This window comes from Bradyrhizobium sp. WSM1417 (assembly GCF_000515415.1).
Lineage (GTDB): Bacteria > Pseudomonadota > Alphaproteobacteria > Rhizobiales > Xanthobacteraceae > Bradyrhizobium.
In genome coordinates this window covers 7,449,619-7,474,288 of the sequence record NZ_KI911783.1, presented here as the reverse complement: position 1 = coordinate 7,474,288, position 24,670 = coordinate 7,449,619, and the positions used below count along the sequence as shown (strand labels likewise).

At 64.8% G+C, this 24,670-nt stretch carries 25 protein-coding genes and 1 tRNA gene; 21 read left to right on the top strand and 5 right to left on the bottom strand.

All coding sequences use genetic code 11. The features are described from left to right. Positions 1-17 precede the first annotated feature (17 nt). Positions 18-105: transfer RNA gene (locus BRA1417_RS44490), tRNA-OTHER, on the bottom strand. Positions 106-119: 14 nt separating this feature from the next. Here BRA1417_RS44490 and BRA1417_RS0136575 point away from each other — a divergent pair. Both BRA1417_RS0136575 and BRA1417_RS0136570 read left to right on the top strand, forming a co-directional pair. Further along, positions 120-581 (top strand): thioesterase family protein, encoded by a 462-nt coding sequence (locus BRA1417_RS0136575; RefSeq protein WP_051448440.1) that lies wholly within the window; start codon positions 120-122, stop codon positions 579-581. A 77-nt stretch (positions 582-658) separates the two neighbouring features. Further along, positions 659-1,126, top strand: coding sequence for a nuclear transport factor 2 family protein (locus tag BRA1417_RS0136570; protein ID WP_027520064.1), 468 nt, complete (start codon positions 659-661; stop codon positions 1,124-1,126). A gap of 293 nt (positions 1,127-1,419) precedes the next feature. On the opposite strand, the gene BRA1417_RS0136560 is transcribed toward BRA1417_RS0136570, so the two are convergent. Together BRA1417_RS0136560 and BRA1417_RS0136555 are read right to left on the bottom strand one after the other, a co-directional pair. Beyond that, positions 1,420-2,133 carry a type 1 glutamine amidotransferase gene (locus tag BRA1417_RS0136560; protein ID WP_027520063.1) on the bottom strand — a complete coding sequence of 238 codons (714 nt, stop codon included), beginning with the start codon at positions 2,131-2,133 and terminating at the stop codon, positions 1,420-1,422. Positions 2,134-2,156: 23 nt separating this feature from the next. Beyond that, the gene (locus BRA1417_RS0136555) at positions 2,157-3,083 is read right to left on the bottom strand and encodes a LysR family transcriptional regulator (protein ID WP_027520062.1); all 927 of its coding nucleotides are present in this window, start codon (positions 3,081-3,083) and stop codon (positions 2,157-2,159) included. A gap of 151 nt (positions 3,084-3,234) precedes the next feature. Here BRA1417_RS0136555 and BRA1417_RS0136550 point away from each other — a divergent pair, with 151 nt between their 5' ends. Genes BRA1417_RS0136550 through BRA1417_RS0136510 form a run of 9 tightly spaced genes read left to right on the top strand, consistent with a single transcriptional unit; the run spans position 3,235 to position 12,002 of the window. After that, on the top strand, positions 3,235-4,191 hold the full coding sequence (locus tag BRA1417_RS0136550; protein ID WP_084462536.1) for an N-carbamoyl-D-amino-acid hydrolase: 957 nt from the start codon (positions 3,235-3,237) through the stop codon (positions 4,189-4,191). A gap of 35 nt (positions 4,192-4,226) precedes the next feature. Then, positions 4,227-5,051, top strand: coding sequence for an ABC transporter substrate-binding protein (locus tag BRA1417_RS0136545; protein ID WP_027520060.1), 825 nt, complete (start codon positions 4,227-4,229; stop codon positions 5,049-5,051). Next, on the top strand, positions 5,048-5,905 hold the full coding sequence (locus BRA1417_RS0136540) for an amino acid ABC transporter permease (RefSeq protein ID WP_027520059.1): 858 nt from the start codon (positions 5,048-5,050) through the stop codon (positions 5,903-5,905). Before BRA1417_RS0136545 ends, BRA1417_RS0136540 begins: the two co-directional genes overlap by 4 nt. Next, a complete protein-coding gene (locus tag BRA1417_RS0136535; RefSeq protein ID WP_027520058.1) occupies positions 5,902-6,666 on the top strand; it encodes an amino acid ABC transporter ATP-binding protein in 765 nt (254 codons plus the stop codon). The genes BRA1417_RS0136540 and BRA1417_RS0136535 overlap by 4 nt, the downstream gene beginning before the upstream one ends. Positions 6,667-6,680: 14 nt before the next feature. Then, a complete protein-coding gene (locus BRA1417_RS0136530) occupies positions 6,681-7,496 on the top strand; it encodes an ABC transporter substrate-binding protein (RefSeq protein ID WP_027520057.1) in 816 nt (271 codons plus the stop codon). Next, positions 7,483-8,367, top strand: a complete 885-nt coding sequence (locus BRA1417_RS0136525) for a polysaccharide deacetylase (RefSeq protein ID WP_027520056.1) — start codon at positions 7,483-7,485, stop codon at positions 8,365-8,367. Before BRA1417_RS0136530 ends, BRA1417_RS0136525 begins: the two co-directional genes overlap by 14 nt. An 8-nt stretch (positions 8,368-8,375) precedes the next feature. Further along, on the top strand, positions 8,376-9,026 hold the full coding sequence (locus BRA1417_RS0136520; protein ID WP_027520055.1) for an aspartate/glutamate racemase family protein: 651 nt from the start codon (positions 8,376-8,378) through the stop codon (positions 9,024-9,026). Positions 9,027-9,048: 22 nt separating this feature from the next. Beyond that, positions 9,049-10,632: an ABC transporter substrate-binding protein gene (locus BRA1417_RS0136515; RefSeq protein WP_027520054.1), complete on the top strand. Its 1,584-nt coding sequence runs from the start codon at positions 9,049-9,051 to the stop codon at positions 10,630-10,632. After that, entirely contained in the window at positions 10,629-12,002 is a 1,374-nt protein-coding gene (locus tag BRA1417_RS0136510; protein ID WP_027520053.1) for an amidohydrolase family protein, read from the top strand. Before BRA1417_RS0136515 ends, BRA1417_RS0136510 begins: the two co-directional genes overlap by 4 nt. On the opposite strand, the gene BRA1417_RS0136505 is transcribed toward BRA1417_RS0136510, so the two are convergent. Further along, positions 11,992-12,906: a LysR substrate-binding domain-containing protein gene (locus tag BRA1417_RS0136505; protein WP_027520052.1), complete on the bottom strand. Its 915-nt coding sequence runs from the start codon at positions 12,904-12,906 to the stop codon at positions 11,992-11,994. The genes BRA1417_RS0136510 and BRA1417_RS0136505 overlap by 11 nt on opposite strands. A gap of 270 nt (positions 12,907-13,176) precedes the next feature. Here BRA1417_RS0136505 and BRA1417_RS0136500 point away from each other — a divergent pair, with 270 nt between their 5' ends. From BRA1417_RS0136500 to BRA1417_RS0136455, 10 genes are all read left to right on the top strand, one after another. Beyond that, positions 13,177-14,211 carry an ABC transporter substrate-binding protein gene (locus BRA1417_RS0136500; RefSeq protein ID WP_027520051.1) on the top strand — a complete coding sequence of 345 codons (1,035 nt, stop codon included), beginning with the start codon at positions 13,177-13,179 and terminating at the stop codon, positions 14,209-14,211. A gap of 23 nt (positions 14,212-14,234) precedes the next feature. Further along, entirely contained in the window at positions 14,235-15,269 is a 1,035-nt protein-coding gene (locus BRA1417_RS0136495) for an ABC transporter ATP-binding protein (RefSeq protein WP_027520050.1), read from the top strand. Further along, entirely contained in the window at positions 15,266-16,141 is an 876-nt protein-coding gene (locus BRA1417_RS0136490) for an ABC transporter permease (protein WP_027520049.1), read from the top strand. Before BRA1417_RS0136495 ends, BRA1417_RS0136490 begins: the two co-directional genes overlap by 4 nt. Further along, the gene (locus tag BRA1417_RS0136485) at positions 16,138-16,944 is read left to right on the top strand and encodes an ABC transporter permease (protein WP_027520048.1); all 807 of its coding nucleotides are present in this window, start codon (positions 16,138-16,140) and stop codon (positions 16,942-16,944) included. Before BRA1417_RS0136490 ends, BRA1417_RS0136485 begins: the two co-directional genes overlap by 4 nt. 8 nt (positions 16,945-16,952) lie before the next feature. Continuing rightward, positions 16,953-18,089 (top strand): FAD-binding oxidoreductase, encoded by a 1,137-nt coding sequence (locus tag BRA1417_RS0136480; RefSeq protein ID WP_027520047.1) that lies wholly within the window; start codon positions 16,953-16,955, stop codon positions 18,087-18,089. A gap of 19 nt (positions 18,090-18,108) precedes the next feature. Continuing rightward, on the top strand, positions 18,109-18,405 hold the full coding sequence (locus tag BRA1417_RS0136475; protein ID WP_027520046.1) for a (2Fe-2S)-binding protein: 297 nt from the start codon (positions 18,109-18,111) through the stop codon (positions 18,403-18,405). Continuing rightward, complete coding sequence (locus BRA1417_RS0136470) at positions 18,402-19,820, top strand: NAD(P)/FAD-dependent oxidoreductase (RefSeq protein WP_027520045.1); 1,419 nt, start codon at positions 18,402-18,404, stop codon at positions 19,818-19,820. The genes BRA1417_RS0136475 and BRA1417_RS0136470 overlap by 4 nt, the downstream gene beginning before the upstream one ends. Further along, entirely contained in the window at positions 19,817-20,938 is a 1,122-nt protein-coding gene (locus tag BRA1417_RS0136465; RefSeq protein ID WP_027520044.1) for an FAD-binding oxidoreductase, read from the top strand. The genes BRA1417_RS0136470 and BRA1417_RS0136465 overlap by 4 nt, the downstream gene beginning before the upstream one ends. A gap of 15 nt (positions 20,939-20,953) precedes the next feature. Then, positions 20,954-21,301 carry a RidA family protein gene (locus BRA1417_RS0136460; RefSeq protein ID WP_007596366.1) on the top strand — a complete coding sequence of 116 codons (348 nt, stop codon included), beginning with the start codon at positions 20,954-20,956 and terminating at the stop codon, positions 21,299-21,301. A 172-nt stretch (positions 21,302-21,473) separates the two neighbouring features. Beyond that, positions 21,474-23,057, top strand: coding sequence for an ABC-F family ATP-binding cassette domain-containing protein (locus BRA1417_RS0136455; RefSeq protein WP_027520043.1), 1,584 nt, complete (start codon positions 21,474-21,476; stop codon positions 23,055-23,057). A 177-nt stretch (positions 23,058-23,234) separates the two neighbouring features. Here the strand turns inward: BRA1417_RS0136455 and BRA1417_RS0136450 are convergent, their stop codons facing one another. Then, on the bottom strand, positions 23,235-24,569 hold the full coding sequence (locus tag BRA1417_RS0136450) for a dicarboxylate/amino acid:cation symporter (protein ID WP_027520042.1): 1,335 nt from the start codon (positions 24,567-24,569) through the stop codon (positions 23,235-23,237). Positions 24,570-24,670: the final 101 nt, after the last annotated feature.

Sequence of the window (24,670 nt, the reverse complement as noted above, 5' to 3'; positions counted from 1 at the left end):
TAAGCTGTTGATTTTGCTGGCGCACCCGACACGATCCGAACGTGTGACCTTTGCCTTCGGAGGGCAACAGTCAGGCGCGCAGACGATCTCTTAGTCACGGTGTGCTACGGAAGGGCTAGATAAATCTGCTCTTCATTCATGCCTTAGCGGTCCAGCGACCCAATGAAAGCAACCCACTAGGCTTCTGTTGCGACATCGTCAAACCAGTGTTTTCCGGCATCGTCTATCACGCCAACTATTTGCGCTTTATGGAGCGTGGACGGACCAATCATCTGCGGCTGATGGGCGCCGAGCAGCAGGCATTGTTCGACCAGGCCGAGGCGGAAGACGCAAGCTTCGCCTTCGTGGTGCGCTCGATGCATCTCGATTTCCTCAAGCCTGCCCGGATGGATGACGTGCTCGACGTCGTGACCTGGCCGGTCGCCGTGAAGGGCGCCTCCATCATGCTGGCGCAGGAGGTGCGACGCGGTGAAGTCGTGCTGGTGAAAGCGGAGGTGCGCGTCGCCTTCATCAGCGGCGGCCGCGCCCAGCCGATCCCGAAATCGATCCGCGCCTTGATGAAGGCTGATCTGATTTCGTGATCGGGCGATAGCGGACGGCCTCTCGACTCCCCCGCGCGCGGCGATAGATTGCACTCCCGCCCACCGATGAGGCCCTCATGTCGCGCCCGCCGCTTCCGCCCTTCACCCGTGAGACCGCCGCGCAGAAGGCCCGCATGGCCGAAGATGCCTGGAATTCGCGCGACCCGGTGCGCGTCTCGCTCGCCTATACCGAGGACAGCCGCTGGCGCAATCGCTCCGAGGTCTTTCAGGGGCGCGAAGCCATCGTCGCATTCCTCACCCGCAAATGGGAGAAGGAGCACGACTACCGCCTGATCAAGGATCTCTGGGCGTTCGACGAAAACCGCATCGCCGTGCGCTTCCAGTACGAATGGCACGATGCGAGCGGCCACTGGTTCCGCTCCTACGGCAACGAGCAGTGGGAGTTCGACGAGCACGGCCTGATGCGGCGGCGCGAGGCGTCGATCAACGACGTGGTGATTGCGGAGAAGGACCGGCGGTTTCACTGGCCGGCACCGGGGCCGAGGCCGGCAGATGTGGCGGGGCTGGGGACGGATCCGTTCTGATTATCTAATCGCCCCAATTGCTCTTGCGTTTCGCTTTTGGGAAGTCCTCCCAAAACCACAGAACGCCTAACGCCGTCACGAACCCCGCTGCCATTAGCATCCAGCCCTTCCACCAAAGTGCGAAGAATAGGAGATAGACTAGAGCACCCAGCCCTACGACAATTAGGGCCAGTGCAAGCATCAGGCTTATTGCGCGCCGAATTGGGCTCATTCTCAATCCAACCTGCAGATCCAGAGGCCATCTTTGCCTTTTGTCTTCTCTCCCTTTAAGGGTCGAAGTAAGGAGTGCGCAACTAAGGTGCCCTGCGCCTTGCGAGAAATCTCGTAATCGCGCCACCAAGCTTGGCGTGGTCCATCGGCTGCGCCAGTGACTCCCTCGCGGTGGCAACGACATCGTCCGGCGCCTTGCCGTCGCGCAGCTCACAGCACACCTGCGCAAACTCCACGTCGAACTCCGGATGCGGCTGCAGGGTGAGCATCGCGCCGTTGGCGTAGAGCAGGCCGGCATGCGGGGTGAAGTCGGAGGAGAGGATGGTTAGCGCGTCGTTCGGCGGCACAATCACCTGGTCCTGATGCGAGCAGGCGATGGCGACCGCTTCGCCGTCGACGACGCCGTTGTCCGGCAGCACTTGATAGACGTGCCGGCCGATGCCCCAGCCTTTCTCCGACTTGCGCACGGTGCCGCCGAGCGCCTGCGCGATCAGCTGGTGGCCGAAGCAGACGCCGACCATCGGTGTCTTGCTGGCGTAGGCCGTGCGCACGAAATCTTCCAGCGGCGCGATCCAGTCGAGCCCGTCATAGACGCCGGCGGCCGCGCCGGTGATCAGCACCGCCTCCAAACTGCGCGGATCGGGCAGCGCATCGCCGTTCGGGATGCTGACGATGTCGACCGTGGCTGTCGGATCCTCGGCGCGGACCATGCGCTCGAACATGTCCGGGAACGAACCGTGGGGCTCGCGATATTTTTGTGGGACCTGCCCGGTCTCGATGATGGTGATGCGTGCCATGTGCCCTCTGGTAAAGGTCAAGCTCAGTCGCTTCGTGCCCCATGTTGCTGGTCTGGCGCTGTGCGCTCCAGCAGCGTACTCTCTTTCCGGACCTCGTTGAGAAACGCCTTGGCCAGGCGCGACAGCGGCTCTGCTTCCGACCATAGCATATAGGCCACCGCGTGCGTCGTCGGCGCGAACGGCCGCACGACGAGGCCGGTCCCGCCGTTCTGCCGCGGCGAGAAGGGATCGACCACTGCGGCGCCGACGCCGGCGGCGGCGAGCACGCAGGCCGTGTTGCAGTAGCGCACCTCGACGGTCGGCTGGAACGGCGCGCCGGCGCGGGCAAAACTGTCACGCACGGCCTCGCCAAGCCGCGTGCCGCGCTCGAGCCCGATGAAGGGCAGGCCGGACAGGTCCGCGGCCGAGATCACCGGCCGGTCGGCGAGCGGATGCTGCGGCGGCAGCACGCAGACCATCTCGCCGGTGTGCACCACCTCATGGGCGATGCCTGGATGATGTGTCAGCCCGAGTGCGAAGCCGAGTTCGGCGACGCGGTTGAGCACCCCTTCGATGATGCCCTCATAGCGCCGCACGTCGAAGAACACCCGCGTTTCCGGGCGGCGGCGCAGGAAACCTGACAGCGCCGAAGGGATGATGCTGTAGGCGAGCGGCGGCGTCGCGACCAGCGCGAGATGCCCGGAGCGGTTTTCGCGCAGATCGCGCACGCGGTTCTCGAGCTTTGCGTGCAGCGCGAAGATCGCCTCGCTCTCCTTGTAGAGCGCCATCGCTTCCGTGGTCGGAAACAGCCGGTTGTTGACGCGTTCGAACAGCGCAAAACCCGCCTGCGCCTCCATCGTCTTCAGCGCATTGCTGACTGCGGGCTGCGACAACGCCAGTTCGTCGGCGGCCGCAACCGTGGTGCGGTGGCGGATGACGGCGCGGAGAATCTCGAGCTGGCGCAGGTTCATATCACTGCCGATTATACTCTGGGCCAAAACATCATAGCAGAACGAATTGATTTTGCAGCCCCGCTTCCGCGTAATGGCAGCGGATTTGCACGTCGCATCAAAGGGTTCATTCGCCCATTGAGGCGCCACTGCGCACAGATTGGAGGCAATCTTGGTTCGTGTCCTTCGCGCCGCCGCCGCACAGATGGGGCCGACGCAAAAAGCCGATACACGCGAGCATACGCTGTCGCGAATGCTTGCGCTGCTTGAGGAGGCGGCCGGCCGCGGCGCCAGCCTCGTGGTGTTTCCCGAGCTCGCCTTCACCACATTCTTTCCGCGTTGGCTGCTCGAAGGCGAGGCGCTCGACCATTATTTCGAACGCGGCATGCCGAACCCGAACGTCGCCACCTTGTTCGACCGTGCGCGTGCGCTGCGCGTCGGCTTCTATGTCGGCTATGCCGAGCTGACGCCGGATGGACGCCGCTACAATTGCGCCGTCCTGGTCGATCGCGACGGCGAGCTGCTCGGCCGTTATCGCAAGGTGCACCTGCCCGGCTCGGTCGAGCCGCGACAAGGTGCGCGCTACCAGCAGCTCGAGAAACGCTATTTCGACTATGGCGATCTCGGCTTTCCGGCCTTCCGCGCCGGCTCGGCCTGGGCCCACGCCATCATGGGCATGATGATCTGCAACGATCGCCGCTGGCCGGAATCCTGGCGCGTGCTTGGCCTGCAGGGCGTCGAGCTCGTCTGCATCGGCTACAATTCGGCGGCCTATGATCCCAATGGCGGCAGCACGGAAGATGCCTCCTTGCGCACCTTCCACTCTACGCTGGTGACGCAGGCCAACGCCTACATGAACGCGACCTGGGCGATCTCGGTGGCGAAGGCGGGCGAGGAGGACGGCTCCGGGCTGATCGGCGGCTCCTGCATCGTCGATCCCAATGGCCGCATCGTCGCGCAGGCCGCAACGCTGACTGACGAGGTGATCGTCGCCGACATCGATCTCGACCTCTGTCGCCAGGGCAAGGACAAGATGTTCAACTTCGCCGCGCACCGGCGGCCGGAGCAATACCGGGTGATCACTGAACGCGCCGGCGTGATCGAGCCCGCGGTTCTCGACGCGGACTGATAGGACGTTCCGACAACACTGGCAAAGGAGCCGATATGACGCGCTTCTCGTATTTCCTCGGCATCGCAACGTTGGCGGCCGTGGCGTCCGCGCAGGCGGCGGAGCTTCCGGCGGAGATCAAGCAGGCGAGCACGTTGAAGCTCACGGTCAACTCGACTTACGCGCCGATGGAATACCGCGATCCCGCGACGAATGAGCTCGTCGGGCTCGACGTCGATCTGGCGAACGCGCTCGCCAAGCGCCTCGGCGTCAAGATCGTCTGGAGCGAGACGCCGTTCGCCGAATTGATCCCGTCACTTCAGACCAAGCGCGCCGATTTCATCATCTCCGGCATCTCCGATCGCGCCTCGCGGCGCGAGACCGCAGATTTCGTCGATTATCTCGCGACCGGCCCGCAGTTCTTCGTGATGGCGGAGAACGAAGCCAAGGCTGCGACCGATCTCTGCGGCAAGAAGGTCGGGACCACCCGCAGCACCAGCTTCCCGGTCGAGATCGAGAAGTGGAGCAAGCAGAATTGCGAGGCGGCCGGCAAGCAGGCGATCCAGTACGTGCCGGGCGAGAACTCGATCGACGTCCGCAACCAGCTCAAGCAGGGCCGCATCGACGCCGCCGTACAGGGCAGCGAGACGCTGCCTTATGCGCAGACGCAGGAAGCGGGCAAATACCGCGTGATCGGCGAGCCTTTTGCCAAAGGATATCAGGGCATCATGTTCCGCAAGGACGATGCAGCGCTTCGTGAGGCGGTGACCGAGAAGCTCACCGCGATGATCGCCGACGGTTCCTACAAGGCTGTCCTCGACAAATGGGGTCTCGGCGCCAATGCGGTCGCCCAGCCCATGCTGAACGCGGCGCCACAATGAAGACGGCACCGGCACTCGCGGAGGGTTTTCCCGACCTGTCGGGGATGCGGGTAGCGCGCGAGCCGCATTGGTTTCGCTGGCTCAGCGCCGCGCTGATCGTTCTTGTGCTTGCATTGATCGTGCGCGCTTTTGCGAACGGTCAGATCGAATGGTCTTATGTCAGCCGCTTCCTGACCGCAAAAGTCATTCTCGAAGGCATCGTCAACACCATGGTGATGGCGGTGCTGGCGATGGCGCTCGGCATCTTGCTCGGCGTGGTCGTCGCGGTCATGCGGCTGTCGCCCAACCCGGTGCTGAAGACCGTTGCCGCCGGCTACACCTGGTTGTTCCGCGGCACGCCGCTGATCCTGCAACTGCTGCTGTGGTTCAATCTCGCGCTGGTGTTTCCGACCATCGGCATTCCCGGCCTGTGGAGCGCGCGCGCCGTCGACGTCATGACGCCATTCCTCGCCGCGCTGCTCGGGCTCGGCATCAACCAGGGCGCCTATACGTCGGAAGTGATGCGCGCCGGCATGCTGTCGGTCGATATCGGGCAATATGAGGCGGCGCAGGCGATCGGCATGGGACGCTTGCGTGCGCTGCGCCGGATCGTCCTGCCGCAGGCGATGCGGGTGGTGATCCCGCCGCTCGGCAACGAGTTCATCGGGATGGTGAAGGCGACCTCGCTCGCCAGCGTCATCCAGTATCCGGAACTGCTGCACAACGCCGAAAACATCTACTACGCCAATTCACGCGTGATCGAACTCCTGATCGTCGCCGGGCTCTGGTACCTGCTCGTCGTCTCGGTCCTGACGCCGCTCCAGATGCTGCTCGAACGCCGTTTTGCGCGCGGCACATTGCGGCTCGCGCGATGACAAAACCCCTCGTCGCGATCCGCTCCGTCAGCAAGAGTTTTGGAGAGTTTCAGGCTCTCAAAAATGTCTCGCTCGACATCCAGCCCGGCGAGGTGATGTGCCTGATCGGCGCCTCCGGCTCCGGCAAGACCACGCTGCTCCGCTGCATCAACCAGCTCGCCGCGATCGACAGCGGCGGCATCTGGCTCGACGGCGAGCTCCTGGGCGTGCGCGAGCAGGGCGGCCGGCTGCATCGGCTCAGCGAGCGCGAAATCGGGCGGCAGCGGCTGAAGACCGGCATGGTGTTCCAGCGCTTCAACCTGTTTCCGCACAAGACCGCGCTCGAAAACATCATGGAAGGTCCGCTCCAGGTTCAGGGCCGAAAATCCGACGAGGTGCGTGCTGAGGCGATCGAGCTGCTGCGGCGCGTCGGATTGTCGGCCAAAGCGGACGCGTATCCGGCCCAGCTCTCCGGCGGCCAGCAGCAGCGCGTTGCGATTGCCCGCGCGCTTGCCATGAAGCCGATGCTGATGCTGTTTGACGAGCCGACCAGCGCGCTCGATCCCGAGCTCGTCGGCGAGGTCTTGACGGTCATGAAGGAGCTGGCGCGGAGCGGCATGACCATGATGGTCGTGACACACGAGCTCGGCTTCGCGCGCGAGGTCGCCGACCGTGTCGTCTACATGGACCAAGGCGCGATCATCGAACAAGGCAGCGCCTCGGACGTCTTAGGCACGCCGCGCGAGGAGCGCACCAAGGCATTTCTTTCGGCAGTGATCTGAATGGGGGCGTATCGATGAAGAGACTTCTGGTTGCGGCGGCACTCGTGGGCGCCATGAGCGCTCCGGTCATGGCGGTCGAGCTGCCGGCGGAGATCGCCAAGCGCGGCAGCATCAAGGTCGCGCTGGTGCCGAACTATCCGCCGATGGAGTTCCGCGATCCCGCCACCAACGCGTTGTCCGGCTTCGATATCGATCTCGGCGAGGCCATCGGCCGCAAGCTCGGCGTCAAGATCGAATGGCAGGAAACCAGCTTCGCCGAGTTCATGCCGTCGATCTCGACCGGGCGGGTGGACGCCATCCTGTCCGGCTTCACCGACTATGCCAGCCGGCACGAGATCGCGTCCTTTGTCGATTATTTGCGCAGCGGCCCGCAGTTCTTCGTGCAGCAGTCGCGCAAGGCGGAGTTCAAGGACGCAGCCGCGCTCTGTGGCAAGAAGGTCGGCGCCAGCCGCCGCACCATGTTCCCGGCGCAGATCGCGGCCTGGAGCGAGAAGAATTGCGGCACCAATCCGATCCAGTTCGTCGGGACCGACGGCTCGGCCGACGCCCGCACCCAGCTCAGGCAGGGCCGCATCGATGCCGCCGCCCAGGGCAACGAGACGCTGCCCTACATCATGGACCTCGAGCCCGGCACCTATGCGACTGTGGGCGAGCCCATCGCGCAGCAATTCACCGGCATCGCGCTGCCGGTCAAGGAAAAGGCGCTGCAGCAAGCCATACTGGAGGCGGTCGATGCGCTGATCGCGGACGGCACCTATCGTACGCTGCTTGCCAAGTGGAAACTGACCGACAACGCACTCGAAAAGGCGACCATCAATGCTGGACAGTAAGGCACTCCAGAGCATTCCGCTCACCCCAGCCAACACCGCGGATCCTGCGCCGGAATACCCCTGGCCGAAGCCGTACAACTCGGCAATGTTCCTGTCGTTCGATGTCGACGCGGAGAGCGCCTGGACCAGCAAGGACGCGGTGCACGCGCAGCGGCTCATCACCATGAGCTATGGCGGCTATGAGGCGCGCGTCGGCACGCCGAAACTCCTGGAGCTGCTCGACCAGCTCGATCTCAAGGCGACCTTCTTCGTCACGGGTTGGTCGGTCGACGCGCATCCGGCGATGGCCGAGGCCATTCTCAAGGCCGGTCACGAGATCGGCCATCACGGCTATCACCATCTCCTTCCCGATCCCGGCGATCCCTGGATCGAGGAGGAGCTCGAGCGCGGCTTCGAGGCGCTCAAGCGCCGGCTTGGCGTCAGGCCGACCGGCTACCGCGCGCCCTACGGCGAATTCACCGAGGAGCTGCGGGTGGCGCTGGTGCGCCACGGCATCGTCTACACTTCATCGTTCCGAGACGACGTTCGGCCCTATCGGCATCGTCTCGCAGACGGCAAGCCAGGCACGATCGAGCTGCCGGTGACCGCAAGCTATGACGACTGGATGCATGGCCTGTCCGCGCGCTTCAGTCCGCGCTCGATTTTCCCCAAGGAGCATGTGCTTTCGATCTGGAAGGACGAGCTCGACGAAACCAGAGACTGGGGCGCGATGGTGACGACCGTGCTGCATCCGCAATGCAGCGGCCGTCCGATGCGGCTGCGCCTGCTGCGTGAGTTCCTGACCTACGCAAAGTCGTGCCCGGACGTCTGGACCACGACTGGTGAGAAGATCGCGGCCAACTTCCTGCGCCACGAGGCCGGAAAAAGCTGAGCCACGCCATGACCCGCATCCTCGTCATCAATCCCAACTCCTCCGCATCGGTGACGGCGGCGATCGATGACGCCGTCGCGCCGCTGCGCATCGCCGGCGGACCCGCAATCGAGGTCGTCGGCCTTGCCGAGGGGCCGCCCGGCATCAGCTCGCAACGCGATGCCGACAGCGTTGTGATGCCGCTGGTCAACCGCGTCACGCGCGACAATGCGGATGCCTTCGTGCTCGCCTGCTTCAGCGATCCCGGCCTGCATGCGGTGCGCGAGGCGGCCGGCGGGCGCCCGGTGCTGGGCATCGCCGAATGCGGCATCTTTCGCGCATTGATGCTGGGCGAACGTTTTGGCGTTATCGCGCTGTCGCCGTCGAGCATCCGCCGCCAGCAGCGCATGGTGCGGCTGATGGGCGTCGATAGCCGTTATGCCGGAAGCTGGTCGGTCGGCGCGAGCGCGGCGGAGACGGCGGGCGCGGACATCCGGGGACGGTTGATCGAGGCCGGCCGCGCCCTAGTCGCGCAATGCCGCGCCGACGTCGTGGTGATGGGCTGCGCCGGCATGGCCTCGCATCGCGCGGCCATCGCGGATGCCATCGGCGTTCCCGTGGTCGAGCCGGCGCAGCAGGCGGTGGTGACTGCGATCGGTGCCGTCTTGCTGAACACGTAAGATCCTTCAGGAGCCTCTTGCAATGCCCGTCTCTCGCCGTTCGCTCCTCAAGGCCGCAGCCGCTGTGCCGGCGCTGTCACTCCCGGGCATCCTGCGCGCCGAATCCCAGACCACGCTGCGCTTCATTCCCGTCATCGACCTCGCCTTCGTCGACCCCATCTATTCCACGGCGCAGGTGTCGCGAAACCATGGCTTCATGGTTTACGACACGCTCTATGGCATGAGCTCCTCCCTGCAAGTCTCGCCGCAGATGCTGTCGGGCCATGTCGTCTCCGGCGACGGGCTGCAATGGGACCTCAGCTTGCGCGACGGTCTGTTCTGGCACGACGGCGAGCGCGTGCTTGCCCGCGACTGCGTCGCGAGCATCCGCCGCTGGGCCGCGCGCGACGGCTTTGGCGGTGAGCTGATGGAGGCGACGGACGAGCTGTCTGCCACTGACGACCGCACCATCCGCTTCCGCCTCAAGCGTCCGTTCCCCCTATTGCCGCAGGCGCTGGGCAAGGCCGCGATCAACGCGTGCTTCATCATGCCGGAGCGGCTGGCGGGCCAGGATCCGTTCAAGCCGCTCACCGAAGTGATCGGCAGCGGCCCGTTCCGCTATCTCGCCGACGAGCGCGTGCAGGGTGCGCGCAACGCCTACGCCAAATTCGAGCGCTACCAGCCGCGTAGCGACGGCAAGCCGGATTGGACCGCGGGTCCCAAGATCGTGCATTACGATCGGGTGGTCTGGACCACCACGCCCGATGCCGGTACCGGCGTCGCCGCGCTGCAGACCGGCGAGCAGGACTGGCAGGAGACCACGCCGCACGACCTGCTGCCGATCATCAAGGCGGCCGGCGACATCGAGACGCGCATCCTCGATCCCCGGGGTTATGCCTGCATGCTGCGTCTCAATCATCTCCAGCCGCCGTTCGACAATCCTGCCGTTCGCCGCGCGCTCCTGGGGGCGATCGATCAATCCGCCTTCATGACCGCGGTAGCCGGGACCGATCCGAACTTTCAGGTCTCTCCGATCGGCTATTTCGCGCCGAATACGCCGATGGCGAGCGAAGTCGGCCTCGATGTGTTCCGCGGCCCGCGTGACTACGCCAAGGTGAAGGCCGACCTCAAGGCCGCGGGCTATAATGGCGAGAAGATCGTGGTGCTGGTCCCCACCAATTCACTGGCGCAGAAGCCGCTTGGCGAGATCGCCGTCGACTCCTTGCGCAAAGCCGGCATGAACGTCGAATATGCGGGGCTCGATTTCGCCGTGGTGTTGCAGCGCCAGCTCAAGAAAGATCCGATCGGTCAGGGCGGCTGGAGCGCGGCGGTCGGCAACTGGCAGGGCATCGACTGGCTCAATCCGGCCGGCAACACCAACATCCGTGGCGAGGGCAAGGTCGCCGGCTGGTATGCGAGCGAGAAGATGGCCGGCCTGCGCAGCCAGTGGCTCGCGGCCTCCGGGCTCGCGGAGCAACAGCGCATCTGCCGCGAGATCCAGGCGGTGGCGTTCCAGGAAATTCCCTATATTCCGATCGGCCTGTACAAGCAGCCGACCGCCTATCGCAAAGCCATCACCGGCATTCTCGACGGCACCGCCGTCTTCTGGAACGTACGCCCCGCATGAGCACCTCAGCAATTTTCGGCAGCTATGTGCTGTCTCGCAAGGACGGCGCGCAGGATGTGTTGCGCGACCATTGGGTTCTGGTCGAAGGCAAGACAATCGCCGCGGTCACGCGCGACAAGCCGCGCGCGGACGAGGTGCATGACCGTCCCGGCCGGTTCGTGCTGCCGGGCCTGTTGAACCTGCACAATCACTGCTTCTCGGAAGCGGTGGCGCGCAGCCACACCGAGGACGGCAATGGCCGCAAGAACAACCAGAGCATCGTCTACACGGTGCTCTTGCCGCTGACCAAGCGCGGTGCAGATATCTTGTCGGCGGAAGAGCGCATGGCGGTCGCGCGGCTCGGCATTCTTCAACTCCTGAAGGGAGGCGCCACCACGGTGATGGAGCCGTTCCGCAATTCCATCCCGGAGATGTTCGACGCCGCCGAGGAGATGGGCATCCGTTTCTACGGCGCGCCCTACCTCTTCTCCACCTCCGACGCCAAGGCCGGCCCCGACGGCGTGGTCCATTATGCGGGCGATGATGGCACCGCCGACATGGCGACCTGGGATGCGCTCTACCAGCGCTGGAATAATCGTGGCGACGGTCGCATCAGCTTGGCGATGAGTCCGCATGCTACCGACACCTGCGGCCCCGATCTGCTCAAGGCATGCGCCGCGCGGGCGCGCGAGCTTGGGGTGCCCATCACGACGCATATGGCGCAGAGCCGCGCCGAGGTCGAAACCATCGGCAAGCGCTATGGCGGCCGCACGCCGGCGCAATATCTCGACTGGCTCGGCCTGCTGACGCCCGATCTGATGGCGGCGCACTGCATGTTCAGCACCGACGACGATCTCAAGCTGATGGCCGCGCGCGGCATGACGGTTCTCAACTGCCCGCGCGTGTTCGCGCGCGCCGGCGTCACCGCCGCGTTCAGCCGGTTTGCAGAGCATGGCGTTCGCACCGTGGTCGGCACCGACGGCTACAACATGGACCTGCTCGGCGAGCTCAATGCGGCGTCGCTGATCTCCAAGGTCACCTCGGCGCGGGCTGACGTCGCGAACGCGCCCGAATTGATCGAGGCGAACACGGCAATCGCCGCCGATGTCATCAAGCGGCCCGATCTCGGCCGGATCGAGCCGGGCGCGACCGCCGACCTCACCATCGTCGATCTCACCCATCCGCATCTTCAGCCGCTGTTTGACCCCCGCCGCGCGCTGATCGCGCTCGCCAATCGCGCCAATATCGATCAGGTCATGGTCGACGGCCGCATGCTGGTCGATGCCGGCCGTTATCTCGGCGCTGACGAGGCGGCGATCACAGCTGCCGGCACCGCTGCGATCGGCAAGATCTGGGACCTGCCGGAAGCGCAGGCAGCGTTTAACGGCTGAGGGTTGGCTCGTCGAATTCGGCGAGCGACTTGCGCATGGTCTCGACCAGATCGAGCGCCACCGGCGAGGGGCTGCGCTGCGCTGGAAAGACCGCCGAGAATTCGAAGTCGATGCGAGGCAGGAAGCGGCGCACGACGACGCCGCGGGTGGAAAATTCCTGGGCGGTGAAGGGATCGCAGATCGCGACGCCAAGTCCTGACGACACCATGCCGCACATGATCTCCGACAGCGTGGTCTCGACCCTGAGCACGCGGCGGACGTCGTGGCGATGGAAGACCTGGTCGACGAGATGGCGGCTCGACGAGCCCGCCGACAACGAGATGAAGGTCTCGCCCTCGAAGTCGTGCGGCTCCAAAACTTCCTTTTCCGCGAGGCGATGACCCGTCGGCAGTACAGCCACACGCGCCGGCGCCGGCAGCTTCTGACTGGGCAAGCCGGAATGCGCGATCGGCACCTCGGCAAAGCCGACGTCGCATTGGTTGTTCAGCACCCAATCGACCACGATCGGCGAGATCACGCCGAAGAAAGCGAGGTTGAGGTTCGGCCGCTCCTTCAGGAAGTGCCCGGTGAGCCGCGGCAGATAGCCATTCGACAATGCTGGAAGTGCCGCGATCCGCAGTGAGCCGGTGCGGCGGCCCCGGATTTCCTCGGCTGCCGCGGTGATGCGTTCGAGGCCGACGAAAGAGCGCTCGACTTCGGTGTAGAGCGCCATGGCCGCAGCGGTCGGCACCAGGCCGGTGCCGCGCCGTTCGAACAGCTCCATCTTCAGCAGCGCCTGGAGGTCGCGCAGCAACCGGGAGACCGCCGGCTGCGTCACTTTCATCAGCGCCGCCGCCTCCGTCACGCTGCCGGTCAGCATCGTCGCCCGGAAGGCTTCCACCTGCCGCGAATTGATCCGCGCCATCCCGAATTCCATTCATAACATTTAGGCATGCAGAAGCTGCCATTATTCATTGGACGATGGAAGCCGGAGTTTGCGATCTTTTTCATCAGAGCTGGAGACGGCCCGCTTTTTCGGCAGATTGGAGGGGTTCGAACCTCCGGATCGCGCCAAAATCTGCTGCGCAGGGGCCGGAGCCCTGTCGGAGAGGGATTTGCGCGGAAGGAAATGCGGAAGGTTCAGCCAACGCGACTCGTCGGCACGTCACCTCATCCGGTATGGAGATTGGACCACATGAAGACTCTTCGCCTTCTGACAGCGGTCAGCATCGCGGCCCTCATCGCCGCCCCGTCGGTCGCCACCGCCCAGCAAAAGACGCTCTATGTCGCCGGCTATGGCGGCTCGTTCGAGAAGACCATCCGCGACGAGGTGATCCCGACCTTCGAGAAGGAGAACGGCGTCAAGGTCGAGTACGTCGCCGGCAACTCCACCGACACGCTGGCAAAGCTCCAGGCGCAGAAGGGCAACCAGCAGATCGATGTCGCCATCGTCGACGACGGTCCGATGTACCAGGCGATCCAACTCGGCTTCTGCGGCAAGCTCGAGGGACTGCCGGCCGATCTCTACGACACCGCGCGCTTCAAGGATGATCGTGCGGTCGCGATCGGCATCGTCGCCACCGGTCTGATGTACAACACCAAGGTGTTTGCCGAAAAAGGCTGGGCGCCGCCGACCTCCTGGAACGATTTGAAGGACACGAAATACGCCAAGCAGCTCGTGATCCCGCCGATCAACAACACCTATGGCCTCGAAGCGCTAGTGATGCTGTCGAAGATGAATGGCGGCGGCGAGACCAATGTCGATTCCGGCTTCAAGATCTTCAAGGAGCAGATCAATCCGAACGTGCTCGCCTACGAGCCGTCGCCGGGCAAGATGACCGAACTGTTCCAGTCCGGCCAAGCCGTGATCGCAGTGTGGGGCACGGGCCGCGTGCAGAGCTTTGCCAATACCGGTTTCCCCGTCGACTTCGTCTACCCGAAGGAAGGCGCCGCGACGCTGCTGACCACCGCCTGTCCGATCACCAAGCCGAACGCCTCGCCGCTTGCGTCCAGCTTCGTCAAGATGCTGCTCGAACCCAAGATCCAGCTCGTGATGCTGAAGGACTACGGCTACGGCCCGGTGCTGAAATCGCTGGTGATCCCGCCCGAGCTCGGCAAGATGGCGCCGATCGGCGAGCGCGCGGCAAAGCTCTATAATCCGGACTGGACTGTCATCAACGAGAAGCGCGAGGAATGGACCAAGCGCTGGAATCGCGAGGTCGAACGCTGATCGGTCATACCGGAGACAGTATGATGGCCTATCTCGAGCTCGAAGGGGTCGCCAAGCAATTCGGAGCGCAGACTGTCGTCGACGACTTCAGTCTCGCGGTGGGGAAGGGGGAGTTCATCTCCTTTCTCGGCCCGTCCGGCTGCGGCAAGACCACGACCCTGCAAATGATCGCGGGCTTCCTCGATCCCAGCCGCGGCGCGATCCGGCTGGAAGGCAAGGATCTGACCGCGACCCATCCGGCCAAACGCGGGCTCGGGATCGTGTTCCAGAGCTACGCGCTGTTTCCGCACATGACCGCGGCCGAGAATGTCGCTTTCGGCCTCGAGATGCGCAATGTGCCGCGGGGCGAACGGGCCGAGCGCGTCCGCGCCGCGCTCGCGATGGTCGGGCTTGCCGGCTACGAGGATCGCCATCCGCGCCGCATGTCCGGCGGCCAGCAGCAGCGCGTGGCGCTGGCGCGCGCGCTGGTGATCAAGCCGAGCGTACTGCTGCTTGACGAGCCGCTGTCCAATCTCGACGCCAAGCTGCGCGAGGAGATGCAAATCGAACTGCGCCAGATCCAGCGCACCATCGGCACCACCACGATCCTCGTCACCCACGACCAGAATGAGGCGATGTCGCTGTCCGACCGTATCGTGGTGATGAGCCAGGGCCGAATCGAGCAGATCGGCACGCCGCAGGAGACCTATGAGAAGCCGGCCTCGGCCTTCGTTTCGCAGTTTTTGGGCAAGACCAACGACTTTGCCGCGACGATCGATCGGACCAATGCGCCTGCGCGATTGATCGCCGGCTCGTGGAGCGCGCCTGCGCCTGCCGGGCGCAGCGGTCCTGTCACCATCAGCATTCGCCCCGAGCGGATCGACTTTGGCGACGCAGGCCTCAGCGCAAAGATCGTCACCCGCATTTTCCAGGGCAATCACTGGCTGTTCCAGTGCGACAGCGAATGCGGCCCGGCGACCGTGATCCGCCAGAATGACGGCCGATCGCAGCCGGTCGAAGGCGAGGCAGTTCACCTCACCTGGCGGCCGGAAGACATGGGCGTGAGAGGCGTCGCATGAGCGCTTCCGCCGAGGAACGAAACGCACGCACGCCCTGCGCGCTGACCGCGCCCGCTTTGATGCTGTTCGTCGGCGTGCTCCTGATTCCGCTGGCAATGACCGTGATGCTGTCGTTCCACGATTGGGGCCAGTACAAGGGCATCGAGCCGGTCTTCATCCTCAAGAACTGGCACGAGATCGTAACCGATCCCTATTACGCCGAGATGTTCGGGCGGACGTTTCGCATCGCGATCCTGACCACGCTGCTCACGGCCGTGCTCGGTGCGCCCGAAGCCTACATCCTCAACCGCATGGGCGGACGCTGGAAGAGCGTTTTCCTGCTGGTTATCCTGGGGCCGCTGTTGATTTCCGTGGTGGCGCGGACGCTCGGCTGGGCGTTGCTGTTCGGCGGCAACAACGGGCTGGTCAACAAGCTGTTGATGTCGGCCGGGTTGATCCGCGCGCCCATCCCCTTCATGTTCACCGAAACCGGGATGGTGGTCGCGCTTGCGCACGTGATGATGCCGTTCATGGTGCTGTCGGTGTGGGCGGCGCTGCAGCGGCTCGATCCGCAGATCGAGAATGCCGCGATGTCGCTCGGCGCCGGCCCCGTGACCATCATCCGCCGCATCATCATGCCGCAGATCATGCCGGGTGTGCTGTCAGGGGCGATCATCGTGTTCTCGCTCTCGGCCAGTGCGTTTGCGACGCCCGCCATCATTGGCGGCCGCCGACTCAAGGTCGCGGCGACGCTCGCCTATGACGAGTTCCTCAATACGCTGAACTGGCCGCTGGGTGCGGCGGTCGCCACGCTGCTGCTGGCCGCGCTGGTCTTGATCGTCGTCGGCAGCAACACACTGATCGAGCGCCGTTACGCGGAGGTGTTCCGATGAGCCGGAACGGGCCGCTGGCGCTGATCTTCCACACCATCTTCGTCATCGTCATGGTGGCGCCGATCCTCGTCGTCTGCCTCGTCGCGTTCACGCCTGAAGGCTTCTTGTCGCTGCCGACAAACGGCTTTTCGCTGCGTTGGTTCAGGGCGATCGCCAACTATCCCGAATTCGTCCACGCTTTCTGGGTCAGCCTTGGCCTCGGCGCACTGTCCTCCTTCGTGGCGCTGCTGTTCGCCGTGCCCGCGGCGCTCGCGATCGCGCGCTATCGGTTCCGCGGTCGAGACGCACTGGCGGCGCTGTTCCTGTCGCCGCTGATGATCCCGCATGTCGTGCTCGGTATCGCGTTCCTGCGCTTCTTCACGTCGGCCGGCCTCGGCGGCAGCTTCGCCGCGCTGATCATTGCGCATGTCATCATCGTGTTTCCGTTCGCGTTGCGGCTGACGCTGGCGGCGGCGACCGGCATGGACCTCTCGGTCGAGATGGCGGCGATCTCGCTCGGCGCCGGCGGCTGGACGTTGTTCCGCCGCGTGACGCTGCCGCTGATCCTGCCCGGGGTCATCAGCGGCTGGGCGCTCGCCTTCATCCAGTCCTTCGACGATCTCACCATGACCGTCTTCCTCGCGGCACCCGGCACCGAGACACTGCCGGTGCGCATGTTTCTGTACATCCAGGATAATATCGATCCGCTGGTGACGTCGGTTTCGGCCTGCGTGATCGCGATCACCATGACCGCCCTCATTCTGCTCGACCGCTTCTACGGGCTCGACCGTGTGCTCGCCGGCAAGGGCGATACAGGGCGATAGGAGAATCCATGCGAACAGATTACGACGTCGCCGTCGTCGGCGGCGGATTGCTCGGCTCCGCCATCGCCTGGGGCCTCGGCCGACTCGGCAAGCGCGTCGCCGTGCTCGACGAAGGCGACATCACCAAGCGTGCCTCGCGTGCCAACTTTGCGCTGGTCTGGGTGCAGAGCAAGGGCCTCGGCATGCCGGCCTATACCGTCTGGACCGTGCAGGCGTCACAAGCGTGGAGCAGGCTCGCCGCGGAGTTGAAGCAACAGACTGATCTCGACGTCTCTCTTCAGCAGAATGGCGGCTTTCATCTCACGCTCGGCGAAGACGAGTTCGGCCAGCGCAGCGAGCTGGTCAAGCGCATGCACAACCAGACAGGCGCCGCCGACTACAAGATGGAGATGCTGCCGGCGTCCGAGGTGAAGAAGGCGCTGCCGCTGATCGGGCCCGAGGTCTCGGGCGGCAGTTATTGTCCGCTCGACGGTCACGTCAATTCGCTGCGCACGTTTCGTGCGTTCCACACCGGCTTTAGGGCATTCGGCATCGATTATCTTCCGGAGCGTCCGGTCTCGGCGATCACTAAGAGCGGCGGCGAATTCCGCCTGACGACGCCGCAGGGCGAGCTCCGTGCCGCCAAGATCGTGCTCGCCGCCGGCAATGCCAACCAGACCCTGGCGCCGATGGTCGGTCTCACCGTTCCGATGGGCCCGACCCGTGGCCAGATCGTGGTGACCGAACGCACCATGCCGTTTCTGCCACATCCGCTGACCACGATCCGCCAGACCGACGAGGGCACGGTGATGATCGGCGACAGCAAGGAAGACGAGCTCGACGATCGCGCGCTGAAGCACTCGATCAGCGCCGTGATGACCGATCGCGCCCAGCGCATGTTTCCGCATCTCGCGCGGCTCAACGTGGTCAGGAGCTGGGCCGGCATCCGCGTCATGCCGCAGGACGGCTTTCCGATCTACGACCAGTCGGAAACGCATCCCGGCGCCTTCGTCGCCTGCTGCCATTCCGGCGTGACGCTCGCCTCCAACCACGCTTTCGAGATTGCGCGGATGGTCGCGCAGGGCGCGCTCGAGCCGGAGCTGGTCGGCGCGTTCTCGGCCAGCCGTTTTGGCGCCGCCGGTGCTGCGAACAACAGCGGCTACTAGGGATATTGAAGGAGCCAGGATGTTCAAACGATCCGAACAGGACAAGCGGCCGCCGGTGCAGATCTTCGTCGATGGCGTTGCCGTTGCGGCGCGGCAGGGCGATACCGTCTCCGCGGCGCTGCTGGCCTCGAGCTGCGATGCACGCCGTTTGACCGCGGTGAGCGGCGCGCCGCGTCTGCCCTATTGCATGATGGGCGTGTGTTTCGACTGCCTCGTCACCATCGATGGCGTCGGTAACCGCCAGGGCTGCCTCGTGCCCGTCGCCGAGGGTATGCAGATCGAGATTCAGAAGGGCAAGCGGGAGATCGGGAAATGACCGTGGCTCCCAAGCGCGAAGAATACGACGTCGTGGTGATCGGGGCCGGGCCTGCCGGCCTCGCCGCCGCTGCGACGTCTGCCGAAGCCGGCCTGTCGACGTTGCTGCTCGACGAGAATGTCGGGCCCGGCGGCCAGGTGTTCCGCGCCATCACCTCGACACCGGTGACCGAGCGCGATCAGCTCGGCGCCGACTATTGGGTGGGCGCCGATCTCGTGCAGGCACTGCGCGCGAGCGACGCCGAGGTCATCCACCGAGCCACCGTCTGGAGCCTCGATCGCAACCTCGACATCGCCGTCTCGGTCGGCGGCGCGTCCGCGTTCGTCAAGGCCAAGCGCGTGATCCTCGCGACCGGCGCGCTGGAGCGACCGTTCCCGATTCCCGGCTGGACGCTGCCGGGCGTGATGACCGCGGGCGCCGCGCAGACCATGTTGAAATCGTCGGCCCTGGTGCCGGATGGCCGCACGGTGATCGCGGGGCAGGGGCCGCTGCTCTGGCTGCTCGCCGCCCAGATTTTGCGTCTCGGCGGCCGCATCGATCGCATTCTCGACACTACGCAGCGCGGAAACTATTTCGCGGCTCTCCCCCACGCCTTTGCCTTCCTGACCTCGCCCTATTTCGCCAAGGGCCTGTCGATGATGCGCGAGGTGAAGGCAAAGGTGCAGGTCGTCTCAGGTGTCAGCGAGCTTGCGGCCTCTGGCGACGGCCAGCTCGCGAACGTGAGCTATGTCGCCGGCGGCAAGCGCGAGATCGTCCTTGCGGATCTCTTGCTGCTGCACCAGGGCGTCGTGCCCAACGTCAATCTGGCGATGGCGGCCGGAATCGAGCATCGCTGGGATGATCTGCAGTTGTGCTGGTCTCCGGTGCTCGATGCCAGCGGCAATTCGTCGGTCGCCGGTATTGCGATCGCCGGCGACGGCGCCGGCATCGGCGGCGCGAACGCAGCCGTGGTGCGCGGCCGCATCGCGGCGCGCGCGGCAGTGGAGGCGTTGGCGCCCGCGGCTGCCACAAAACTCGCGCCGATGGCGAGCCTCCGCGCCGATCTCGCCAAGGCCGAGCGTGGCCGCGTTTTCCTCGACATGCTGTTCCGTCCGGCGCCGCAGTTTCGCATTCCCGCGGGCGACACCATCGTCTGTCGCTGCGAGGAGGTCACCGCAAAGGATATTCTCGACGCCGTCGCGATCGGCGCGACCGGGCCGAACCAGCTCAAGGCCTATCGCCGCACCGGCATGGGCCCGTGCCAGGGCCGCCTCTGCGGCCTCACCGTCACCGAGCTGATGGCGCAGGCGCGGGGCAAGAGCCCGCAGGAGATCGGCTATTACCGGCTGCGCGCGCCGGTCAAGCCGATCACGCTCGCCGAGCTTGCCGCGGTTCCGAAGAGCGAAGACGACATCAAGGCGGTGGTGCGCGGATGACGAAAAACGTGGATGCGATCGTCGTCGGCGGCGGCATCCACGGGTGCTCGACTGCGCTGCATCTGTGTCTCGCCGGCCTGAAACCGGTGCTGATCGAGAAGGACTATGCGGGCCGGCACGCCTCCGGCGTCAATGCAGGCGGCGTGCGCCAGCTGGCGCGGCACATCCCCGAAATCCCGCTTTCGATCCGCTCGATGGGAATTTGGGAGAAGATCACCGATCTCCTCGACGACGATTGCAGCTTTGAGAGCTATGGCCAGGTCCTCGTCGCCGAGAACGAGGAGGAACTCGCGGTCTGCCGCGCACGTGTGGCCGAGCTCAACGCGGTCGGCTTTACGCACGAGGAGCTGATCGATGCGGCCGAGCTGCGGCGCCTCGTGCCCGCGGTCGCCGAGACCTGTCCCGGCGGCGTGGTCTCGCGCCGCGACGGCGCGGCCAATCCGGCGCAGGCGACGACGGCATTCCGGCGCAAGGCCGGGCAGCTCGGTGCGACCGTGCGCGAGGGCATTGCGGCCACGAACATCCGGCACACCGACGGCCTCTGGCGTGTCGATGTCGGCGCCGAGAGCTTTGCCGCGCCGGTGCTCGTCAACGCCGCCGGCGCCTGGGCCGGGACCATTGCAGCCGCGCTCGGTGAGCCCGTTCCGGTCGAGACCGTGGCGCCGATGCTGATGATCACCTCGCGCGTGCCGCATTTCATCGATCCGGTCGTGATCCTGCGGGGGCGCAAACTGTCCTTCAAGCAATTCAAGAACGGCACGGTGCTGATCGGCGGCGGCCATCTGGCAACGCCGTATCAGGATCGAAACGAGACGGTGCTGGACTGGAAGAGCCTCGCGACCAGCGCCCGCACCGTGTTCGAGCTGTTCCCGGTCATGCGCGACGCGACGATCATGCGGGCCTGGGCCGGCATCGAGGCCAAGACCAAGGACGATCTGCCCGTGTTTGGACCGAGCAGCCGGCACAAGGGCCTCTATCACCAGTTCGGCTTCTCGCTGCACGGTTTCCAGCTCGGCCCCGGGGCGGGTGCCGTCATGGCGGAGCTGATTGTCAATGGCGGCACCCAGACACGCATCGGCGATCTCGGCATCGACCGTTTCCATCCTTCCACGCTCTAGCAACAAGAGGACATCATGAGCATTACCCGCAGCATCCGCACGCCCATCATGCACCGCGCCGTCGAAGCCAACGGCTTCGTCTTCATTGGCGGCACCATCGCCGACGACACCTCGGTGTCGATGGGCGAGCAGACCCGCAACATCCTCGGCAAGATCGCCGGCTATCTGAAGGAAGCGGGTACCGACAAGTCGCGCGTCGTGAGCACCTCGATCTTCGTCACGGATCTTTCCAAGAAGAAGGAGATGGACGCGGTCTGGACCGAATTCTTCGGCGACAATCTGCCGACCCGCGCCACCGTTGGTGTCGCCGATCTCGGCGGCAGCGCGTTGATCGAGGTCGTGGTCACCGCGCTCAAGGGCTGATCGCGCCGGCCGGCGGGGCACGTTAGCGCTCGGCGCGCTGTCGTCCCTGCGAGCCTCGCCTTGATCTTGCCCTTTGATGGGATTAGTTAGAGAGCGCCTCAAACAGGATATTCGAGAGCCATGGATTTTACCCCGACCGCAAAGCCGACCTGCCTTGCTCACGGGGAATTCCATGCCTGCTTCAATCATCCTGTCCAACCTGTCGCTGTCCACGCCTGACGGCCGCTCTCTTTTTTCCAGTATTGATCTGACATTCGGCGCCGAGCGGACCGGCCTCGTCGGTCGCAACGGCGTCGGGAAGACGACGCTGCTTGCGTCGATTTCGCGAGAGCACATTCCTCAGTCGGGGCGCATTGCCGTCAAAGGTACCGTCGGTCTGCTGCGCCAGGACGTCCAGCCCCTTGCGGGCGCGAAGGTGATCGACCTGTTCGGTGCGCGAGCCGCGCTCGATCTGCTTCGCCGTGCCGAGCGCGGGGATGCCTCGGCCGAGGAGGTTTCCGAGGTCGATTGGATCCTCGAAACACGGCTTGCATCCGCCCTTGCGCGTGTCGGGTTCGAGGTCGCTCCGGAGATCGAGCTCGGCAGCCTGTCGGGCGGGCAGGTCACGCGGGTTCGTCTCGCCGCGCTGATCTTCGCGGAGCCGGACTTCCTGCTGCTCGACGAGCCCACCAACAATCTCGATCGGAAGGGGCGCAAGGCCGTGATTGATTTCCTTGCGTCCTGGCGCGGTGGGGCGATCGTCGTCAGCCACGATCGGAGCCTGCTCGAAACCATGGATGCGATCGTCGAGCTGACGTCGCTCGGAGCTACGCGATACGGCGGCAATTGGAGCAGTTATTGCGAGCAGAAAGCCGTTGCGCTTGCGGCTGTCAGGCACGACCTCGCGCATGCCCAGAGGCGCCTGTCCGAGATCGATGGGAAGGCGCAGGAGGCCGCGGAGAGGAAAGCGCGCAAGGACAGCGGGGGCAAGAAGAAGCGCGCCAAGGGCGACATGCCGCGCATTCTGGCCGGCGCACGCAAGGACCGTAGCGAAGACACCGGCGGCAAGACCGCGCAGATCGCCGAGCGGCGGCGTGCGGATGCGCTTGAGGCCGTCGATACGGCGCGCCGACGCATCGAGATTCTTCAGCCGCTGTCGGTGAAGCTGCCCTCGACCCAACTGCCGGCGGGCAGGGAGGTGGTTTGGCTCGATCGCGTCAGCGCCGGCTATCGGCCGGATAGGGAAGTCTTGCGCGGTCTATCGCTCGCGATCGTCGGTCCGGAGCGGGTGGCAATCGTCGGGCCCAACGGTTCCGGCAAGACGACACTGCTGAAACTCGTCGCCGGCGAACTGCGTCCGCTCTCCGGCACCGTGCGGGTCAGGCCGGATCTTGCGCTGTTCGATCAAAAGGTCAGTCTGCTCGATCCCGCGGTCTCCATCCTGGACAATTTCAGGAGCTTCCATCGCAAGGCCGGTGCAAATGAATGCCATGCCGCGCTGGCCCGGTTCATGTTCCGTGCAGATGCGGCCTTGCAGATCGTCGGACATTTGAGCGGCGGGCAGATGTTTCGCGCGGGCCTTGCCTGCGTGCTGGGTGGAGCGAGCCCGCCATCGCTGCTGATCCTCGACGAGCCGACCAATCACCTCGACATCGAATCCATCGAAGCAGTGGAAGCAGGTCTGAGGGCCTATGACGGCGCGCTGCTCGTCGTCAGTCATGACGAGGCATTCTTGCAGGCGATCGGGATCACGCGCAGGGTCGAACTGGCCGGCTAGGTCGGCTGCCCATCGTTGATTAACAAAAACCCGACGCCCTGCCCCCAGCGCGTCGGGTGGAAAAAGATGAGTATCAATACGGGATCCCAACGCAATAGTTGTGACTCGCGTCGCACCAATTTACCACTCCGGGAAACTACCGCGTTGGAACCGGACTCCGCCAAACCTGTGCCCGGCCTAGGAGGCGGCGCTGCCGCCCGGTTCGAGCGCCTCACCCATCTCCAGCGGATGGGCCATGGCCTCGTGCAGCGCCTCGCGGTCGAGCTCGCCTTCGGAGATGCTGATGACGACGCAGGCGACGCCGTTGCCGATCAGATTGGTCAGCGCGCGGCACTCGCTCATGAACTTGTCGATGCCGACCAGGATCGCGATCGACTGGATCGGGATGTCAGGCACGATCGAGAGCGTTGCCGCGAGCGTGATGAAGCCCGCCCCGGTCACGCCCGAGGCGCCCTTCGATGTGATCATGGCGATGCCGAGAATGCCGAGCTCCTGCCAGATGGTCAGATGGGTATTGGTCGCCTGCGCCAGGAACAGCGTCGCCAGTGTCATGTAGATGTTGGTGCCGTCGAGGTTGAAGCTGTAACCGGTCGGAATGACGAGGCCGACCACCGAACGCGAGGCGCCGAGATGCTCCATCTTCTGGATCATCTGCGGCAGCACCGTCTCAGACGACGAGGTACCGAGCACGATCAGGAGCTCGTCCTTGATGTAGGCGATGAAACGCAGGATGGAGAAGCCGGCGAGCCGCGCGATCGCGCCGAGCACGACCACAACGAACAGGATGCTGGTGAGATAGAACGTGCCGATCAGGGCCGCCAGGTTGAGCAGCGAACCGAGGCCATAGGCGCCGACGGTGAAGGCCATTGCGCCGAACGCCCCGATCGGGGCGACGCGCACGATGATGCGGATGATGCCGAAGAACATTTTCGCGGCCTTGTCGATCGCTTCCGCAATCGGCTCGCCGGCCTTGCCGAGAAAGGCAATGGCGAAGCCCGATAGGATCGAGATCAGCAGCACCTGCAACAGATCGCCGCGTGCGATGGCGCCCAGATAGCTATCGGGGATGATCGCCATCAGATGGGCGACGATGCCTTCTTCCTTGGCCTTGGTGACGTAGGTCGCCACCGATTTCGGGTCGATCGTGGCGGGATCGATGTTGAAGCCGTGCCCGGGCTGGAGCACCTCGCCGACCAGCAGGCCGACCGCGAGCGCCACGGTCGAGACCGTCTCGAAATAGATCAGCGACTTCAGCCCGACCCGGCCGACGCGCTTGAGGTCGCCCATCGAGGAGATGCCGTGCACCACGGTGCAGAAGATCACCGGTGCGATCATCATCTTGATCAGCGCGATGAAACCGTCGCCGAGCGGCTTCAGCGCCTTGCCGAGATCGGGATAGAAATAGCCAACGAGCACGCCGAGCGCGATCGCGATCAGCACCTGGATGTAGAGGATCTTGTACCAGGGCTGGTGCCGCCGGTGGATGGCTGGCTGGATCGCAATCTGTGTCATAGAATAGGCCCCGGAACGTATTGATCTTGTTTGATTTGCATCATGTGATGGCCGCCGCAGAAGCGACAATCACATTTTTGTCTGTTCGCACGAAGATCGAT